This is a genomic window from Staphylococcus simulans, assembly GCF_002902285.1.
Lineage (GTDB): Bacteria > Bacillota > Bacilli > Staphylococcales > Staphylococcaceae > Staphylococcus > Staphylococcus simulans.
Genome location: NZ_PPRU01000043.1, coordinates 1 through 19,180, shown reverse-complemented (window position 1 = coordinate 19,180; position 19,180 = coordinate 1). Strand labels below are relative to the sequence as shown.

Below are 19,180 nucleotides of genomic sequence, written 5' to 3'. Positions count from 1 at the left end.
GATTGATTATGACTAAAGAAGTAGCAGCGAAAGGCAGACAAATTAAAGCGAAAAAAGGATTGGAAATTGAATGTAAAGGATGGGAACAAGAAGCAGTCCTTCGAATGTTATACAATAACTTAGATCCAGAAGTAGCAGAGCATCCTGAAAAGTTAGTCGTTTACGGGGGTATTGGTAAAGCGGCACGTAACTGGGAAGCTTTTGATGCTATTGTAGATACATTGCGTCGTTTAGAAAGTGATGAAACGATGTTAGTTCAATCTGGTAAACCTGTTGCTGTCTTTAAAACACATGAAGAAGCACCACGAGTATTATTATCGAACTCTGTACTTGTACCGAAATGGGCAAACTGGGAACACTTCCATGAATTAGATAAAAAAGGCTTAATGATGTATGGTCAAATGACAGCGGGAAGCTGGATTTATATCGGTTCTCAAGGGATTGTTCAAGGAACATATGAAACGTTTGCTGAACTCGCAAACCAACATTATAACGGTTCATTAAAAGGTACAATCACATTAACAGCTGGTTTAGGCGGCATGGGTGGTGCGCAGCCATTAGCTGTAACGATGAATGAAGGGGTAGTTATCGGTGTAGATGTGGATCCATCTCGTATCGAAAAACGTATTGAGACACGTTATTGTGATATTATCACAGATTCTTTAGATGAAGCGTTAGAAAAAGCACAAGAAGCGAAAGAAGCAGGCAAACCATTATCTGTTGGTTTAGTCGGCAATGCACCTGAAGTTTATAATGAGATTTTAAAACGTGACTTCAAGATTGATATCATTACAGACCAAACGTCTGCACATGATCCGTTAAACGGCTATGTACCTGAAGGTTATTCTTTAGAAGAAGCGTCAGCGTTACGCGATGCAAATCCTGAAGAATATGTAAAATTATCTTCACAATCAATGAAAAATCATGTAGCAGCAATGTTAGAATTCCAAAAACGTGGTGCAGTAGCATTTGACTATGGTAATAATATCCGTCAAGTAGCGTATGACCAAGGTTTAGAAAACGCTTTTGATTTCCCTGGATTCGTACCAGCATATATCAGACCGTTATTCTGTGAAGGTAAAGGACCTTTCCGTTTTGCGGCATTAAGTGGTGATCCAAAAGACATCGAACGTGCGGACCAAGCAATGCGTGAACTTTTCCCTGAAGATGAGAAGTTAATGCGCTGGTTAGATATGGCAACAGAAAAAATTGCATTCCAAGGTTTACCTTCAAGAATTGCATGGTTAGGTTATGGCGAACGTGCGAAAATGGGCTTGAAATTAAACGAATTAGTACGTAATGGTGAAATCTCAGCACCAGTTGTGATTGGACGTGACCACTTAGACTCAGGTTCAGTAGCTTCACCAAACCGTGAAACTGAATCAATGAAAGACGGTTCAGATGCTGTAGGTGACTGGGCAATCTTAAACGCATTAGTCAATACTGCAGCAGGTGGTTCTTGGATTTCAGTCCACCACGGCGGCGGTGTAGGTATGGGTTATTCATTACATGCCGGTATGGTTGTTGTTGCAGACGGTTCAGATCGTGCAGAAGCACGCTTGAAACGAGTATTAACAACAGATCCGGGTATGGGTGTAGTAAGACATGCTGATGCTGGCTATGATATTGCGATTGATACAGCAAATGAAAAAGGTGTCGATATTCCAATGTTAAAGGAGCAAGATTCTAATGAGTAATGATGTTGTTATCCAAAATATTGCACAATTAATTTTACCGAAGAAAACTGATAAACCTTTAAAAGGCAATCAGTTAAATGAGTTGAAAATCATTGAAAATGCAACATTAGTTGCGAAAGACGGTAAAGTAGTTTATGCAGGACCTCATACAGAAGAGTATGATGCACAAGAAGTGGTAGATGCGACAGGCAAAGTCGTATCTCCTGCTTTGGTTGATGCACATACACACTTAGTATTCGGCGGTTCAAGAGAGCATGAAATGGCATTAAAACAACAAGGTGCGTCTTATCTAGAAATTCTAGAACAAGGTGGCGGTATTCTATCTACAGTTAAAGCAACACGTGAGGCAACTGAAGATGAGTTGTTAAAGAAAACAGACAAGTCTTTACGTGAAATGATGTCTTATGGTGTCTTAACAGTAGAAAGTAAGAGTGGATATGGATTAGATAAAGAGAATGAATTGAAACAATTAAAAGTGTCACATGCTTTAGAGAAAAAGTATGGCATTACAATGAAACACACATTCCTAGGGCCACACGCTGTGCCGAAAGAAGCGGAATCTAATCAAGCATTCTTACAAGAGATGATTGACTTATTACCAGAAGTAAAAGAATATGCAGACTTTGCGGATATCTTCTGCGAAACGGGCGTCTTCACAGTTGATGAATCACGTGAATATATGAAAGCAGCTAAAGAACAAGGCTTTGATGTGAAAATTCACGCAGATGAGATTGATCCTTTAGGTGGTTTAGGTGTTGCGATTGAACAAGGTGCGATTTCAGCTGATCACTTAGTCGCTTCAAGTGAAGAAGATAAACAAGCATTAAAAGATAGCGACACAGTTGCGGTTGTTTTACCAGGAACAACATTCTATTTAGGTAAAGATCAATACGCAGATGCACGCGGTATGTTGGATAATAATGGTGCAGTAGCCATTGCCTCTGACTTCAACCCAGGCAGTAACGTAACGAATAATTTACAAATGGTTATGGCAATTGCAGCACTGAAATTAAAATTAACTCCAAATGAAATTTGGAACGCAGTCACAGTCAATGCGGCAAAAGCAATTGATGCAGATGCAGGTACGTTAGAACAAGACGACCGCGCAAACTTCGTGATTTGGAATGTACCGAATTATGAATATGTACCATACCATTATGGTATCAACCATGCGGAATATGTTTATAAAGACGGTAAGTTATTTATTGACAACCGTATTGAAGTACAACAATAAGCTTTAACTATCAGTTAAACACAACTTTTTACAGCCATGCTTATGATTTCTCATAAGTGTGGCTGTTTTTTGCTTCTTAATAGTCTGACAATTTATGTTAAGATAAGTGCATAGAGAAGTGGGCGGGTGAAAAAATTGGAACGTCAAATGTATGTGAATCAATGGAAAGGTGATATCAAAGACAACGTGTTGGCAGGTATTTTAATTGCGTTATCTGCATTGCCTGGTGCAATTGCTTATTCATTTATTGTCGGCATGAACCCTTCAATCGGCTTATTGAGTATGGGGATTATGATGATTGTACTCAGTCTGACTGCAGGCAGGACTTTAATGATTACAGGACCAAGCAGTGGTATAGCCTTAGTCGCAGCACCTCTAGTCATGTATCATGGTGTCGGATACTTAATCTGTGCAACGATTGTCATGGGGATACTCCAATTAGGCATGGGTGCGTTAAATGTAGGACGATTGATTGAACGCATTCCTCAAGCAGTTGTAATCGGCTTTATGAATGCCTTAGCTTTATTATTAATGTCTTCGCAAATCGATAATATTTTCAACATTTCAATCGCAACGTATGTTTTTGCGATAGTCTCTTTTTTAATTATTTGGTTCGCGCCCCGATTCATTTCGTTTATTCCAGCACCTTTGATCTCAATTATTGTCTTAACCATCATTGCACATCTTATTCACCCGAAACTACATTATGTAAAAGATTTAGCGGATATCTATGTGGTATTACCTAAACTACAATGGTCTCAGTTTCATCTGTTTACAGAAAGTCATGCCTTAATGGTTATTGTGGGTTACGGTATCACGATGGCAATTGTAGGTACACTGCAATCTTTATTGACTGCACAAGCATTAGATGTGCTAACAAATGAAAAGAGTTGTTTAAATCAAGAATCAGCTGCACAAGGACTTGCGAATTTAGCAGCAGGATTATTTGGTGGTTTTGGAGGCAGTGCATTAGTCGGTCAATCAAAATTTAATGTGAAAGTCGGTGCAACTGCACGTTATGCGACCTTAGTGACTGCTTTGTTTTTATTATTGACGATTTACGTCTTAGGGCCTGTTATCGCACTGATTCCAATGGTCGTACTCGCGACTGTATTAGTTTCGATTGCGTTGAATACTTTTGATAGACGTACTATACAAGCGATTAAAGTGAAGCCTCTGTTAAATACCGCAACGATTATCGGTACGATGATTGTTACGTTAATAACGAATAATTTAGCCTTTGGTGTTGCGGCAGGTTCAGCAATATATTTAGTGATCTACGTTGTAAGTAAAGGAAGGGAAAGTTTATGAGTCTTTTTAAACAATTAGTCGAATGGAGACGTATGTTTCATCAGCATCCAGAAGTTTCTTATCAAGAATATGACACTACTGCGCGTTTAAAAGAAATTTTAGAAGAACATGAGATCAAAATTATAGATTATCCACTAGACACAGGATTAGTGGCAGAAATCGGTGAAGGTGAAACGATTGTTGCGTTACGTACAGACATTGATGCTTTACCGATAGAAGAACAAGTAGATAGTGAAATCACGTCACAAAATAAAGGTGTAATGCATGCTTGCGGACATGATATACATATGGCAAGTATTTTAGGTGCTGCATTGTTGCTGAAAGAGAAAGAAGCAGAATTGCCTGGACGTGTGCGTATTTTATTCCAAGCTGCCGAAGAAGTGGGCAGCGGTGCACAACAAATGGTAGAAGCGGGTGTATTAGAAGGTATTAAAGCTGTGACAGGTTTTCACAATGATCCGACATTAAAAGTGGGCACGTTAGCGATTAAACCAGGTGCGATGACTTCAGCAGTAGATCGCTTCTTTATTCGAATTAAAGCAAAAGGGGGTCACGCCGCAAAACCTGAAGAAAGCAATGACCCGATGATTATTTTAGGTCAATTATTAACGAGTGTGCAGTCTATCGTCAGTCGTAATGTTTCAGCCTTTGATTCTGCAGTTGTGACAATTGGGGAAGTATCAGCTGGCAACACGTGGAATGTGATTCCAGATTCAGCACGCATTCAAGGAACAGTTCGAACATTTAATAATGAAACACGTGCACTTACAGAACAACGTCTACAAAGTATTTGTGATGGTTTAGCTGCTGCCTTTAATGCGGAGATTGAATTAGAATATATTCATTTACCGAATGCAGTCATGAATCATGAAACATTAACACATATTGCACAAGAAGCGGCAGAAGAGACAGGTTATAAAGTTGAACAATTGAGACAACCTAAAACAATTGGTGAAGATTTCTCAGCTATGAGTGATACTGTCCCTGGTGTTTTCAGTTTCATCGGTTCACAATCTGATTATGATTTACATCATCCGAAATATAACCCGAATGAAGACATTTTGAAAAAAGCGCCTGAGTTTCTTGCGAATTTAGTTCAAAAATTATTTTAATTTGCCGATGAATGAAATATGGATTTTGTGGTATATCAATAGAGAGACAAATAATTGAGGAGTGATAGATAATGGCACCACAAGATCCACGTACAAAATTCTCTGATCAATATTATCCAAAACAAGAACAAGAATGGCCAGGTTTCCAAACAGATATGGATCCAAAACCAGACTGTGGCGAAACATCATATAAAGGACATGGACGCCTTGAAGGCTTGAAAGCATTAGTTACAGGCGGTGACTCTGCGATTGGTCGTGCAGTCGCAATTGCGTATGCACGTGAAGGAGCGTCAGTTGTGATTAACTATCATCCAAAAGAAGAAGAAGACGCACAAGAAGTTAAGAAAGTTATTGAAGATACAGGCGGAACTGTTTATTTAAAACCAGGTGATTTATCAGATGAACAATTCAACTACGATTTAGTTGAATATGCACACGAAACGCTTGGCGGTTTAGACAATGTGACATTGGTTGCTGGACATCAGCAATACCATGAAGGATTCGAAAACTTCAAAACAGAAGATTTCACACAAACATTCACAACGAATGTGTATTCATTATTCTGGACAGTTCAAAAAGCACTTGAGTATCTAAAACCAGGTGCGACAATCACTACGACAACATCTATTCAAGGTTATGACCCTAATCCAATCTTGCATGACTATGCGGCTACAAAAGCTGCGATTATTTCACTAACAAAAAGCTTAGCAAAAGAATTAATCGATAAAGGTATCCGCGTGAACTCAGTAGCACCCGGACCATTCTGGTCACCGCTTCAAATCTCAGGTGGTCAACCGCAAAGTAAAATTCCTGAATTCGGACAAAGTTCAATGATGGGCCGTGCAGGTCAGCCAGTAGAATTAGCAGGCACTTATGTCTTACTTGCTTCAGACGAATCAAGTTATACAACAGGACAAGTGTATGGCGTAACAGGCGGTAAACAAATTAACTAAGCTATGATTAAGACAGCGTTCCAACAATGAATGGAACGCTGTTTTTATACATACAAACACATTATTCGCAAAGTAAGATTTAGTTTATTATGCTATAGGTATAATTAGTATAGTAACTAAGGAGGCAGAATGATGAAACATTTTAACCCTAAAGATTTAACGCAAAGAGAAAATTATAAATTATTAAGCGGCAGCGTCTTACCAAGACCGATTGCTTTTGTGACTTCTCAAGATAAAGAAGGTCATTTAAATGCGGCACCATTCAGTTTCTTTAATGTGGTCAGCAGTCATCCGCCGATGATTATGATTTCAACTGGACGCACAGAAGGTGTCCGTAAAGATACAGCACAAAACATTATTGATACTGGAGAATTTGTGGTACACATTTCTGAATTGTCTATGATTGAAGGTATTAATAATACTGCTGCACCGATTGAACGTGAAGCAAATGAGTTAGAACGTACAGATTTTAAAACAATTCCTTCAGATGTCGTTAATGTACCAGCAGTCGAAGGGGCGCGAATCCGATTTGAGTGTAAACTGGATCGTGTGATTGAACTCGGTGATGACAAAGCGGGCAGCGATTTAATCTTAGGTGAAGTTGTACGTTATCACATCGCTGATGATGTTTATATCGAACCGCATAAAATTGATGTGCAAGCGTTACATCCTGTTGGTCGTTTAGCGGGTAATGATTATGTAAAATTAGGTCAAGAATTTGTATTAGAAAGACCAACAGAATAATTGCTTAATGAAAAGTTCATACTTTGATGATTGACTAACTATTACAATCATGATAGGTTTAAAAAGATTCAAAAAATAAAAATAAATATAGCTTATCAAGAGAGGTGGAGTGATGGGCACTTTGAAACCTCGGCAACATGGTTCGCTGATAGCGACGCGTGTGCCAATTCCCATAGCAACTATTTGCTAAGAGATAAGAAACATAATGTATCCTTTTTTCTTAGCTGAAAAAAGGATTTTTTAATATCATGAGTGAGGTGTTTGAATCATGTCTGAACAAAAACAAAAAGGCAATGCAGTCGCACTGATTCCTTTAATTCTATTTGTCGGTTTATTTTTAGGAGTTGGGATTATTACTGGCGACTTTACGAAGATGCCGTTAAATATTGCGATTACGATTGCGGTTATTGTCGCATTAATAATGAATCGCAAAGAAAAATTCACAGAGAAAGTTGAAGTATTCACCAAAGGTGCAGGCCATTCTAATATTATTTTGATGGTCTTGATTTTCGTTTTAGCCGGCGCATTTTCAAAAGTGACTGAAGATATGGGCGGCGTGAAATCTACCGTTAATTTAGGATTAAGTTTAATTCCAGGCAACTTATTGATTATCGGTTTGTTTATTATTTGTATGTTCGTTTCTATTTCTATGGGGACATCAGTTGGTACAGTCGCAGCCATTGCACCAGTCGGCTTTGGGATTAGTGAGGCGACTGACATTTCAGCAGCACTAGCCATGGCAACAGTTGTCGGCGGTGCGATGTTCGGAGATAACTTATCTATGATTTCAGATACGACAATTTCTGCAGTACGTACACAACATACAAAAATGAGTGATAAGTTCAAAGTAAACTTTAAAATTGTATTGCCAGGTGCCATTTTAACGATGGTTATTTTAGGTATTTTGACACATAGCGCAACAATCAGCAGTACAAAAGATTACAGCTTTGAATTTATTAAAGTGATTCCATATTTATTAGTTTTAATCTTAGCTTTGATCGGTGTGAATGTGATTATTGTTTTGATAGGTGGAACAGTACTCTCAGGTATTATCGGTTTAATCGACGGCTCATTTAACTGGATCGGATTCTTGAAAGCCGCTTCAGAAGGTATGATCGGCATGGAAGATATTGCGATTATCGCATTAATGATCGGTGGTTTAATCGGCATCATTCAACATAATGGCGGTATTACATGGCTACTTAATTTTGTTCGCAGCAAGGTCAAATCAAGACGCGGTGCAGAGTTCGGTATCGCAAGTTTAGTCAGTGCCGCAGATATTTCAACTGCGAATAATACGATTTCTATTTTAATGGCAGGTCCACTAGCTAAAAATATCGCAGATGAATATGATATCGACCCAAGAAAATCAGCAAGTATTTTAGATATTTTCGGCAGCTGTTTCCAAGGCCTTTTACCTTATAGTCCGCAAGTCATTGCGGCTGCGGGTGTCGCAGGTATTTCGCCATTTATGTTAGTGCCTTATTCGATTTATCCGATTATTTTAGGAATCAGCGGATTAGCCGCAATCATCTTTAATTTTCCAAAACTGAATAAACGTAAACAAAAAGCGTAAATAATTTTTACTTTCTCACTTGAAAAATGTTAAAGTAATCTTGTTGTGAAATAACCACAGAGGCATAGTGACAAATGCTTTGCTAGTAGGATTACTTTGGCTTATGCTTCTAAATGCGTTAGAATAATAAAGAGTGCGAAAGTAGGTGACGACAGAGTGGCAAGATATAATATTGAAAATGACGTCGTAGTCATATCATTGGAACGTTTTATGCGCATCCCGCCCGAATTGATTTATCAAGCTTGGACAGATGCGGATATCATGAGACGTTGGTTCATGACTTCTAACCGTTCAAATCAATCGATTGACTTGATTCCAGAAGAAGGCAGACGTTATGAAATTGTTGATGAACGTAACGGTAAAAAGAACAGAGTAACAGGGGTCTTCCAAGAACTAGAAGCACCTAACCGAATTGTGATGACCATCGGTATGCCTGAACTGAGCGACAAAGAAGATACGATTGAAGTAGAAATTTTTGAACGTGAACCAGGTTCAGACATGACACAAATGAACTTCCGTTATACTGCTGTTGTTCCGAAAGAAAGACGTTGGACAACTTTGGAATACAAACAGCAGAAGAAAGAATATCATGATGCGACGGCACACGGCTTTGAAAATATGTTCATTAAGCTTCAAGACATTTTAAGAGAAATGCAGGAAGACAAAGAAGAATTTTAATCAAAACAAGCGACACACAATGCTAGAAAGCAGCGTATGTCGCTTGTTTTATTTTATATATTCAATTTTCAACAATTAGACAGTTTCTTGACCACGTTTATTCCAAGTCAGAATAAAGCTTAACATAGCTAGAATACTAATCACTGTTAATAAGATGAAACCTGCATCCCAACCAAATTGATCAACCACGAAACCAAGTACGATGTTAGCCATGACTGCACCAAATAGGTAACCGAATAAACCTGTTAACCCGGCAGCTGTTCCTGCTGCTTTCTTAGGTACATAATCTAATGCTTGCAAGCCTATTAACATCACTGGTCCATAGATTAAGAAACCAATCGCAACGAGTGCTAAGTTATCTACTAATGGATTACCTGGAGGGTTTAACCAGTAGATTAATACGAAAATAGTTACACCTAACATAAAGAAGAAACCTGCTGGACCACGACGTCCTTTGAAGAGTTTATCTGAGATCCAACCACACAGTAATGTTCCAGGAATCCCAGCCCACTCGTAAAGGAAGTAAGCCCATCCAGAGGATTTCATATCGAAATGTTTCTCTTCGCTTAAATAGACTGGTGCCCAGTCAAGTACACCATAACGAACGAAGTAGACGAAAATATTCGCGAAAGCGATTGCCCATACCCATTTGTTATTCAACACATATTTGAACAAGATTTCTTTGGTAGTTAATTCTGTTTCAAGTGTTGTTCTTGAAGCGGTCGGATAATCATTACGATAGGCTTCAATCGGTGGTAAACCTTGTGATTGTGGTGTATCTCTAATTAAGATATAAGAGATGATCGCAATGATAATCGCAAGTAATGCTGGATAAATGAAGACACCCTCAAATCCTTTTAGATAACCGAAGTTATATAAGGCAGTCATAGAAATACCCCAAGTCGCAATCGGTGCCATTAAGCCGCCGCCGACATTATGTGCGACGTTCCAAATGGCTGTTTTACTGCCTCGTTCACTCACACTGAACCAATGGACGAGGACACGTCCTGAAGGCGGCCACCCCATACCTTGGAACCAGCCGTTTAAGAACAGCATAATAAACATGATTAAAATGCTTGAAGTAAAGAATGGAACAAAACCAAGCAACAGATTGACAATCGCAGTCAAAATCAATCCTAGTGTTAAGAACATGCGTGCGTTGCTTCGATCACTGACAGTTCCCATCACAAATTTACTAAAACCGTATGCGATTGAAACGGCGGACAGCGCAATACCTAATTGACCTTTACTGAACCCCTGTTCAATCAAATCAGGCATCGCAAGAGAAAAGTTTTTGCGTAATAAATAATAACCCGCATAACCGATGAAGATACCTAAGAATACTTTCATTCGTAGTTGTTTATATGTATCATCAACTTGCTCTTTTGGTAGAGGAGCAATCGGCTTTGGCGGTTTTAAGAAGTTAAACAAGAAAGCGCCTCCTTTACAAATAATTAACTTAATCTTAATACTAAATTTACAAAAGAGCAATGAACATTTTTATTTTTTAGTTTTAATATAAAAAAAGACACCCCAATCATGGAATGTCAGAACGGTACACTTAATTATGAGATTGTAGAATATTTATGCTGAGCGATGCGTGGTCTGTAGTTCGCACCTAATACATCGATGTTTTGTGTCGCAAGCGCATGAATCAATTTAGATAATACGTGCGGTGTACATGAAATATCAATGTGATACGTTGTGAGTACATATTTAATGTCTTCTTGATGTTTAAGAAACTGCATAATATCAATGATTTTATCTTTGACAAACATATCTTGTAAACCGTCAATTTTAAGTTTGAAATGCATAGAAGCTTGAATATTCGGTGCAAATTGATAGACGAAGTCTTTGTCTGCAAAAGGTAAAATCTGGTAGATAGGGTAGTTGTGATAACTTAAGAAACTGATGAAGTAAGGCAGGTTGCATTTTGGAATACGGACTTTTAAAACAGGCTGTTGTTTAATTCGAGTGAATTCTGCTTGAACAGCGTGACTGCTTTGAAGTTGTCTGCATAATTTTAATAATTGTCTTCGCTTAAGCCATGTTGATAGATGCCCTATATTAATAATAAAAGTGTCATATTTATCTATAAACATAGACAATTCCTCCAGAAGTATAATTTATATTTGAGTGGCATAAGATGGATGGATTGCGTGTTGTTCAAATTCATTGTAAATTGTATCACGCTTTAAAAACTTTTTCACTAGGACTTTTGGACGAAATGAAGATAATTGTTAATTTTGTCATTTTTTCAATATAATGAGTGTAATACATAGGAAAGAAAGAGAGTGAATATATCATGCGATATAGAGCAGTCGTATTTGATTTTGATGGTACGATTATTGATACGGAACAACATTTGTTTGATGTGATCAATCAACATTTAACTGCATATCAAAAAGATCCAATTTCAGTAGATTTTTATCGTCAATCCATCGGCGGTGCAGCCAAAGGGTTGCATCAATATATAGAATCACAAATTGGAGAAGAAGCAACTAAGGCATTGTATGATGATCATCATCAACAGAGTCGACATCTATCGATGATTGAAAATATCAGTCGTTTGATGGAACATTTAGAGGCTAAACATATTCCTTTTGCGATTGCAACGAGCAGTAGTCGTGAAGCGATTCAACCTGCACTTCAAGCATTAGGATTAACAAATCGGGTTGCAGTGATTGTCGGAAGAGAAGATGTAGAAGCGGTCAAACCTGAACCAGACTTATACTTAACTGCGGTTCAACAATTGAATATGAATCCGGTGAGTTGTTTAGCTATTGAAGATTCAGTCAATGGTGCAACTGCTGCAGAACGTGCGGGACTTGGAGTAATTGTAAATACAAATCAAATGACTGAACAGATGGATTTCAGCAATTTAAATTTAGAAGGAATGAATTTAGATGCTGAAACAATTATGAAACAATATTTTTAAGTGAGCAGGTGAGCGCATGTTGCTATTATTCTTTTTAGCAGGACCGTTAATTATTGGCGTTGGAAACTTAATACTTGCACCTATCTTTAATAGAAGGGTGCCGATGAATGTCAGGTTTCGCGCGTTCATGATAGGTTCTATGATTTACTTGATATCTGCCTACTTAGTTTATCAGTTTGTGTTGAAAGGGCAGTTATAACCTTAATGAGCAACTGATGGAAAAAGAGGATACGAACCATTAATGAAATTAAAATTATAATAAAAACAGAGGGTTCAAAAGTTAACGGCTTTTGAATCCTCTGTTTTGTTTATTTCAACATATAAACTAGACCGACGATGACTAAGACTAATAAAATTGCGTCTACTCCAATCATTAATGCACGACGGTTTGCTTGTTCACCTTGTGCTTTCAAACGTTTGTACATGAGATAGTTTGGTACAAGGTTGATGATAAGGAGCACAATGATAATAATAATTAAGGTAAGCTTCACTCTGATTCTCCTTTATGATCCTTTGATAAATAATCCCAGAGAAAGGCAATGACAATACCAAGTACTAGGCCAAGGCCTACTCCAAGTTTCATATGATTTGTAAAGTGTCCGATAACAATACCGAGTATAACGGTAATCGGTAATACAATCCCGACTTTCATTTTTTTAGCTGGAGAAGTCAATGCGCTAAACAAAGCGACATAGCATACACCGAATACCACAGCAGCAATTACCGACATAATTAAAGTATGTGTCAGCGATTCTTGACTGGCTGAGCGGTTTAAGAAAAAGAATAACGCACCAAATATAAATGTATATAATAGTCCGCGTGAAACTAATTGTTTAGACAATGTTGACGTCTCCTTTCAATTCAGTTCACTCAAATTATAACATAGTATATTGGTGCGTCGTATGCATATTAAAGCTCGTTCTTAAATTGTTTATGGTCATTCAAGTAAGCATAGAATAGACCGATGATTAATCCGCCGCCGATATAGTTACCGATGAATGCAGCTATGATATTGATGACTGCAGGCCAGAAGTGTAAAACATCTGATTGGTAAATAGCGCCGCCGATAAATAGACATGCGTTGTAAACAACGTGTTCGTAACCCATGAATGCGAAGATAGCAACCCCAAACATCATCACAAACATTTTTGCTAGAATGTCTTCAATTTGCATCGCAATAACTAATGAGATATTGATAAAGAAGTTGGCAAAAATTGCTTTAGCTAATATTTGAGTAAAGTCAGCTGTCATTGTTTTGTGATGTAGCAAGACTTCTAATTGTTTCATCATTTCTGGTGTAACGACATCACTGAAACGTAAGATAATAAAGAAGGCTAGGGCACCTAACATATTACCGATGAAACATAACATAAAGATTTGGAAAGCGCGCCATGGCGAAATAACTTTATAATATAAACCCACTGTGAAATACATAAAGTTACTTGTCAGGAGTTCTGAATTGGTAAAAAGAATCAGTACTAAGGCAAAGCTGAAGGCAACTGATCCGACGATGTTGATAATTCCTGTGTTGATTTCTCCTGTGTGTACTTCTTGTACAAAACCAGCTTTAATGGCTAATACAAAGACTGCAATAATACTGATAATAAAACCTGCCATCATGGCACGTAATAAATAGCGCTTAAAATAAGTCGCTTGTAAGACGTCTTTAGTTTGGATAGTTTTAACAACTTCTTTAACCCATTTACGTCCATAAAATACATTATCCCAACGGATATATTTTTCACTGTTCATTCCTAAAAAAACTCCTCGCTCTAGCAAAATGTTTAATATTAATTCAGGCTGAGAGGGTTATCTCATTTTCTGTAATGCATATAGTATAATCGCATTTCTTATTTTTGTGAATACTTTCACATAAACTTTTTTCATAAATATGACTGTCTCGTGAAAATTATTGAAATACTGCATTTGTATATAAAACAGTGATTGTGTCAAAAAGACAATTGTCTCTATGTACATGACAAAGAATCAGAAAATTATCAAAAGTACATTGCGCTTTTATAAAACTCCGTGCTATAATGTTCAAATAAAATGTATTTACTAAATGGACACTGTTCATTGTGTGTGTTTTAGGAATACAATATTTTATTTGAGTGCGAAATGCATTAAAATGCGCGATGACTGCTTTTGTTGTATTTTAGGAAAAAATAAATGAAAGCGCATACATAAAAGTGTAATTTTTATGTTTTCATCTAGAAATTTTATAGTATAATAGCCTCAATGGGCTTGAAAAGTTACAAATCGATAGCAAAAAGAAACATTGTTAAATTTTTCGCAATCTTTTAAATTTTAGTAAATTGGGACGCTGAAATAGAAAGAGAGAATGGGGCAGCTATCGATAACTTGTAATAGGGCCTGGAAATCATGAAAGAGAAGGGGTATTTTCTAATGGAAGAAACTCAATTACACAGGGGATTAAGTTCTAGACAGATTCAAATGATCGCACTCGGTGGTACCATCGGCGTTGGTTTATTTATGGGTGCGACAAGTACAATTAAATGGACAGGACCATCTGTTATTTTTGCTTATTTAATTGTTGGACTATTTTTATTTTTAGTAATGCGTGCAATGGGAGAAATGGTTTACTTACATCCTACTACAGGTTCATTTGCGAACTTCGCAAGTGACTATATTCATCCAGTAGCAGGATATTTAACAGCCTGGAGTAACATATTCCAGTGGGTTGTAGTTGGTATGAGTGAAGTTATCGCAGTCGGAGAATACATGAGATATTGGTTCCCAGAACTTCCGGATTGGATTCCTGGTGTTATCGTTATTGTATTATTAGCTTCAGCGAACTTAGTATCAGTTAAAGCGTTCGGTGAATTTGAATTCTGGTTCGCGATGATTAAGATTGTCACTATTGTTTTAATGATTATTGCTGGTTTCGGTTTGATTTTCTTCGGACTTGGTAACGGCGGAAATGCCATCGGTTTATCTAACTTATGGTCACACGGCGGTTTCCTTCCTAACGGTTGGCTTGGCTTCTTCTTTGCTTTATCAATCGTTGTAGGTTCTTATCAAGGTGTAGAATTAATCGGTATCACAGCAGGGGAAACTAAAAATCCTCAAAAGAATATTAAAAAAGCAGTTAACGGTGTTATCTGGCGTATTTTAATCTTCTATATCGGAGCTATCTTCGTTATTGTAACTGTTTATCCATGGGATCAACTTGGTACAATCGGTAGTCCATTCGTAGCAACATTCGCGAAAGTCGGTATTACAATTGCAGCTGGTTTAATCAACTTCGTAGTATTAACAGCCGCAATGTCAGGATGTAACTCAGGTATCTTCAGTGCGAGCCGTATGATTTATACATTGGCACAACACAAACAATTACCTAGATTCTTCTTGAAAGTAATGAAAAATGGTGTACCTGTGTACACAGTACTTGCGATTTCAATCGGTATCTTTATCGGTGTTATCTTAAACGTTATCTTACCTTTATTCATTAAAGGTGCAGACAGTATTTTCGTATATGTTTATAGTGCATCAATCTTACCTGGTATGATTCCTTGGTTTATGATTTTAATCAGTCATATCCGCTTCAGACGCCTTCATCCTGAAGAAGTCCAAGGTCATCCATTCAAAATGCCAGGCGGGGCACCAGCAAGTTATGCGACTATTATTTTCTTAATTATCGTATTAATCGGTATGTTGCTTAATAAAGAAACAGTTGTATCAGTTGTTATCGGATTCTTATTCTTAGGTTTCATGACAGCGTTCTACTTCATCAGTGGATACGACAAATTACCTTACAAAGATCAACATTTAGAATAATATAAGACAAATGAAAAAGAGTTGGGCGTTATGCTCAACTCTTTTTTAATGTTCAAATTTAATTTTAGAAAGATGTTTCTTATAGTTGTTTAAAGCCATTTTAGATTGCGTAATTGTATCTAACGCATTTGAAAAGTCCATAGACAAATAACGGTAATACAGCACATTGATAGTAAAGAGCTGGGCTGTCAGAGAAGTAGTAGCCGCCATACGAAACTCATTTTCTTCTGATTCGCTATAAATCAAATCAATATCACTATAGCGTGTCATCGGATTATGATGTGTACCCATTAAGGTAATCAGGCACAAATGATAATCCGACGCAACACGTGCAATGGCTTCGAGTTCATTGTGTTCACCGCTATTAGAAATTAAGAATAATGTATCACGGGCGTCATGAGTTGCAATTAAACTGATTAACGCGTGCACACTTTCAACGCATTGTGCATTTAAACCAACCTTAGATAGTTTCTGTGTTAAATCTAATGCTGAAACAAAGGAAGCGCCAAAGCCAAATAAGAAGATGGTACGTGAACGTTTCAACCTGATACAGACTTGTTCAATCTTCTGTTCATCAACTTCATCTGAAACTCTGCATAATGTTTGAGTGCTGCGTGACAACATTTTGCGTTTAATAGAATCAATCGATTCATTCGGTTGTAATTCAATAGGTTGGGGTTTTGTACGTTTGGAAAGGTATTTTGATACTTCCGTTTTTAATTCTTGAAAGCCGCCATCTGTTACTTTGTAACCGAAGCGGACGACCGAAGAAGGACTGGTATTGGTGCTGTTCGCTAAATCTAAAGTTGTCATATCAATGACTTTTTGTGGCCGTTTTAAAATAAAGTCTGCGATTTTTTTCTCGCTTTTAGTTAAAACATTATATTTTGTTTCTAGTTTAAATAGTATGTTTGTCATCATAATCACCTGCTCTATGAAAAAACAAAGCTGCTTTTTCATTTGTTTTGTAAATCATAGATAGCAGTAAACAGAACCCTTAGTTGCTACAGTTTACTTTGATTATTGTTTGTACGCCTATTAAAGCACGACTCAGACAAACCGACAGTCTCCCAATTATCAGTTCATCTTTATAATGGTTTCTAGTGTACTATAGGATGACAGCTAACACAATTGAGAATTTTAAAAACAACACTCACTAGTATTATCATACCTAACTGATAAAGATTTAAACGATTAACGTTAAAATATTAAAATATTAGTCAATAATTGAGTGAGAGGTTAAAAGAAAAAGCAAGTGATGAATGGGTTTTTGCCACGTTTTGATCATCACATTTGTATTGCCAGTGTTAAGGATTACTAACGGCTGCAAGATTAATTTGGCTAATAAGTCACAGTAGCGTTGTGTAATAAAAGAAGGGTGTGTTTCAACTAAGCTTTGCGCTTTGTGATAATATGCTTGTAGATATGTTGTGATATCATTTGCAGTCTGTTCAGCAGGCTTCTGTTGATTTAAAGTTATATAGTGATGATAGGTGTCGCTTAAAGTAATCAAATGAATCAGTTGTGCGTAAATATCTGTTTCAATGGTTTGTTTTGTCATTACTAATCATTCCTTAAAAGATAAATTTAATTTGTGATTTGAAAGCCGATAACTTAAGATAAATGCATGAGAAGTTAAATTTTGTATAGAGGAGCATCTTATGGAGTTAAAAAATAATAAGCCAGCATGGAGAGATTTAACGTTAATTCCGATTGGTTTTGTTTTAATCTTTCTATTTACTTTTTTAGAAACGTTAATAGCAGCCAATTTTAATGTACCGATGACCGTTGAAACATTAATTCCAATTTCAGCTATAGGTCAAATCAATACATATATCGCACTTTTAATTATTTACTATTATTTTCACTATAGTGAAATGCCTATGAAATTATCATCAGGATGGCATTATGTTAAGAAACATTGGTTGTTCTTGCTAATTATGCTGCTGATCGCAATGGGAGGAGAAACACTCTACAATTATTTGGTTTCGTTCTTGCCTGAAAATTTACAGTATACAGAAACACAAAATGAACAGGAATTAGAATTATTGTTCAGAAATCCAGCATTTTTACCTTTCACATTTATTTTTGTAGTAATTATAGGTCCTGTTGTTGAAGAATTATTCTTCCGTACCATTTTGATTGGAGAGTTAGGGAAGAAGTTGAATTATATTGTCATGGCGATTATTTCGGTTATCGGCTTTGCGTTGATTCATGTCACAGGAGCCGAATCTCCATTTGAAATCGGGTCCTATTTAATTATGGCAATTGTTATTGTTTATGTATATTTCAAATCAGGTAAAAATACTGCAGCTACTATCGCAATTCACATCGCGAATAATTTTGTTTCTTTTATCATCACAATTTTATATCTATAATAAAAAAATCCAACTGAGGTGTATCCCTTAGTTGGATTTTAAAAATTGTTGATAATTATAGATAGTAATATCGTGAGTCTTTAATGTTTTATGGAATGAATAAGAGATGTCTTGAATCGCTTGAATCGGTATTTCTTTTGTATGTCCATGACCAATATCGAAAATAACGACACGCCATTCAGCTTTGCGACATATCAATCCGATAAAGATGACATTTTCAGTATAGGTCTCACTTTCCAAATCATATTCGACTAACATCACATTACGCTCTGCGCAATAAATTAATAAGTCTGAAAAGATTTGCGGTATTGTCTCGTTTGGATTAGATTCAAATTTAATGTAGCGATCCATGCGTTTTAACAAACGTCTGATATGTGTTGCTGGCTGATTGAGACATTTCTTGATAATTTGTGCAATTTCTTTTTTATAAGGTAAACGAGAATAAGATTGACTCTCGTTTAATGTCATAAATAAAGCTAGCATTTGTGCTTCGTTTAATTCGAGTTGAATCGGTGCAGGATGGCTTTGAATCTGGTATCCGCCGAGCATGCCCTGTTTTGCGATAATTTGGACACCTTGTTTTTCAAGATCTTGGATATCTCTTAATATCGTACGCTTTGAAACTTTAAGTGTTTTCGCAAGTTGTGCTGCAGTGAGTTGATGGTTGGTTTCAATTGCCTGAACAAGTTTATTTTGACGTTCTATTTTATTCAATTAAGCCACCTCCGATATATTACATATTACAATCATTATATCATATC

General features: G+C 36.8%; 20 protein-coding genes and 1 riboswitch. Of the genes, 12 read left to right on the top strand and 8 right to left on the bottom strand.

The annotated features are described in order from the left end of the window. Window positions 1–8: 8 nt before the first annotated feature. From hutU to CD112_RS09925, 8 genes are all read left to right on the top strand, one after another. Window positions 9–1,697: a urocanate hydratase gene (gene hutU / locus CD112_RS09960; RefSeq protein ID WP_057509931.1), complete on the top strand. Its 1,689-nt coding sequence runs from the start codon at window positions 9–11 to the stop codon at window positions 1,695–1,697. Beyond that, on the top strand, window positions 1,690–2,931 hold the full coding sequence (hutI, locus tag CD112_RS09955) for an imidazolonepropionase (protein WP_002479666.1): 1,242 nt from the start codon (window positions 1,690–1,692) through the stop codon (window positions 2,929–2,931). The genes hutU and hutI overlap by 8 nt, the downstream gene beginning before the upstream one ends. A gap of 126 nt (window positions 2,932–3,057) precedes the next feature. Continuing rightward, the gene (locus tag CD112_RS09950; protein WP_308446730.1) at window positions 3,058–4,242 is read left to right on the top strand and encodes a SulP family inorganic anion transporter; all 1,185 of its coding nucleotides are present in this window, start codon (window positions 3,058–3,060) and stop codon (window positions 4,240–4,242) included. After that, window positions 4,239–5,354, top strand: a complete 1,116-nt coding sequence (locus CD112_RS09945; RefSeq protein WP_103364229.1) for an amidohydrolase — start codon at window positions 4,239–4,241, stop codon at window positions 5,352–5,354. The genes CD112_RS09950 and CD112_RS09945 overlap by 4 nt, the downstream gene beginning before the upstream one ends. Before the next feature lie 71 nt (window positions 5,355–5,425). Then, on the top strand, window positions 5,426–6,307 hold the full coding sequence (locus tag CD112_RS09940) for an SDR family oxidoreductase (RefSeq protein ID WP_103364228.1): 882 nt from the start codon (window positions 5,426–5,428) through the stop codon (window positions 6,305–6,307). Window positions 6,308–6,439: 132 nt separating this feature from the next. Beyond that, on the top strand, window positions 6,440–7,051 hold the full coding sequence (locus tag CD112_RS09935) for a flavin reductase family protein (protein ID WP_023015031.1): 612 nt from the start codon (window positions 6,440–6,442) through the stop codon (window positions 7,049–7,051). An 89-nt stretch (window positions 7,052–7,140) separates the two neighbouring features. After that, window positions 7,141–7,251: riboswitch (SAM riboswitch) on the top strand. A 68-nt stretch (window positions 7,252–7,319) separates the two neighbouring features. Continuing rightward, window positions 7,320–8,627, top strand: coding sequence for a Na+/H+ antiporter NhaC family protein (locus CD112_RS09930; protein WP_002479661.1), 1,308 nt, complete (start codon window positions 7,320–7,322; stop codon window positions 8,625–8,627). A gap of 156 nt (window positions 8,628–8,783) precedes the next feature. Beyond that, complete coding sequence (locus CD112_RS09925; RefSeq protein ID WP_002479660.1) at window positions 8,784–9,305, top strand: SRPBCC family protein; 522 nt, start codon at window positions 8,784–8,786, stop codon at window positions 9,303–9,305. Window positions 9,306–9,380: 75 nt separating this feature from the next. Here the strand turns inward: CD112_RS09925 and glpT are convergent, their stop codons facing one another. Both glpT and CD112_RS09915 read right to left on the bottom strand, forming a co-directional pair. Then, window positions 9,381–10,736 (bottom strand): glycerol-3-phosphate transporter, encoded by a 1,356-nt coding sequence (glpT, locus tag CD112_RS09920; RefSeq protein WP_060803637.1) that lies wholly within the window; start codon window positions 10,734–10,736, stop codon window positions 9,381–9,383. 134 nt (window positions 10,737–10,870) lie between these two features. Beyond that, window positions 10,871–11,407, bottom strand: coding sequence for a hypothetical protein (locus tag CD112_RS09915; protein WP_002479658.1), 537 nt, complete (start codon window positions 11,405–11,407; stop codon window positions 10,871–10,873). 203 nt (window positions 11,408–11,610) lie between these two features. Between CD112_RS09915 and CD112_RS09910 the strand changes: the two genes are divergently transcribed. Together CD112_RS09910 and CD112_RS13810 are read left to right on the top strand one after the other, a co-directional pair. Beyond that, on the top strand, window positions 11,611–12,243 hold the full coding sequence (locus CD112_RS09910; protein ID WP_060803638.1) for an HAD-IA family hydrolase: 633 nt from the start codon (window positions 11,611–11,613) through the stop codon (window positions 12,241–12,243). A 16-nt stretch (window positions 12,244–12,259) separates the two neighbouring features. Then, a complete protein-coding gene (locus CD112_RS13810; protein ID WP_070468812.1) occupies window positions 12,260–12,442 on the top strand; it encodes a hypothetical protein in 183 nt (60 codons plus the stop codon). 109 nt (window positions 12,443–12,551) lie between these two features. On the opposite strand, the gene CD112_RS09900 is transcribed toward CD112_RS13810, so the two are convergent. The 3 genes from CD112_RS09900 to CD112_RS09890 form a co-directional block, all read right to left on the bottom strand. After that, a complete protein-coding gene (locus CD112_RS09900; RefSeq protein WP_002479655.1) occupies window positions 12,552–12,734 on the bottom strand; it encodes a hypothetical protein in 183 nt (60 codons plus the stop codon). Beyond that, window positions 12,731–13,084 carry a hypothetical protein gene (locus CD112_RS09895; RefSeq protein WP_023015028.1) on the bottom strand — a complete coding sequence of 118 codons (354 nt, stop codon included), beginning with the start codon at window positions 13,082–13,084 and terminating at the stop codon, window positions 12,731–12,733. Before CD112_RS09895 ends, CD112_RS09900 begins: the two co-directional genes overlap by 4 nt. Before the next feature lie 68 nt (window positions 13,085–13,152). Then, window positions 13,153–13,995 (bottom strand): formate/nitrite transporter family protein, encoded by an 843-nt coding sequence (locus CD112_RS09890; RefSeq protein ID WP_002479653.1) that lies wholly within the window; start codon window positions 13,993–13,995, stop codon window positions 13,153–13,155. 654 nt (window positions 13,996–14,649) lie between these two features. Between CD112_RS09890 and CD112_RS09885 the strand changes: the two genes are divergently transcribed. Further along, window positions 14,650–16,041, top strand: coding sequence for an amino acid permease (locus CD112_RS09885; RefSeq protein WP_103364227.1), 1,392 nt, complete (start codon window positions 14,650–14,652; stop codon window positions 16,039–16,041). Window positions 16,042–16,086: 45 nt separating this feature from the next. On the opposite strand, the gene CD112_RS09880 is transcribed toward CD112_RS09885, so the two are convergent. Together CD112_RS09880 and CD112_RS09875 are read right to left on the bottom strand one after the other, a co-directional pair. Beyond that, complete coding sequence (locus CD112_RS09880) at window positions 16,087–16,959, bottom strand: MurR/RpiR family transcriptional regulator (RefSeq protein WP_002479651.1); 873 nt, start codon at window positions 16,957–16,959, stop codon at window positions 16,087–16,089. Between the two features lie 298 nt (window positions 16,960–17,257). Further along, window positions 17,258–17,602 carry a hypothetical protein gene (locus CD112_RS09875; RefSeq protein WP_002479650.1) on the bottom strand — a complete coding sequence of 115 codons (345 nt, stop codon included), beginning with the start codon at window positions 17,600–17,602 and terminating at the stop codon, window positions 17,258–17,260. A gap of 100 nt (window positions 17,603–17,702) precedes the next feature. On the opposite strand from CD112_RS09875, the gene CD112_RS09870 reads away from it, so the two are divergent. Beyond that, a complete protein-coding gene (locus CD112_RS09870; RefSeq protein WP_002479649.1) occupies window positions 17,703–18,419 on the top strand; it encodes a CPBP family intramembrane glutamic endopeptidase in 717 nt (238 codons plus the stop codon). A gap of 27 nt (window positions 18,420–18,446) precedes the next feature. On the opposite strand, the gene CD112_RS09865 is transcribed toward CD112_RS09870, so the two are convergent. After that, window positions 18,447–19,133, bottom strand: a complete 687-nt coding sequence (locus tag CD112_RS09865) for a helix-turn-helix transcriptional regulator (RefSeq protein ID WP_002479648.1) — start codon at window positions 19,131–19,133, stop codon at window positions 18,447–18,449. Window positions 19,134–19,180: the final 47 nt, after the last annotated feature.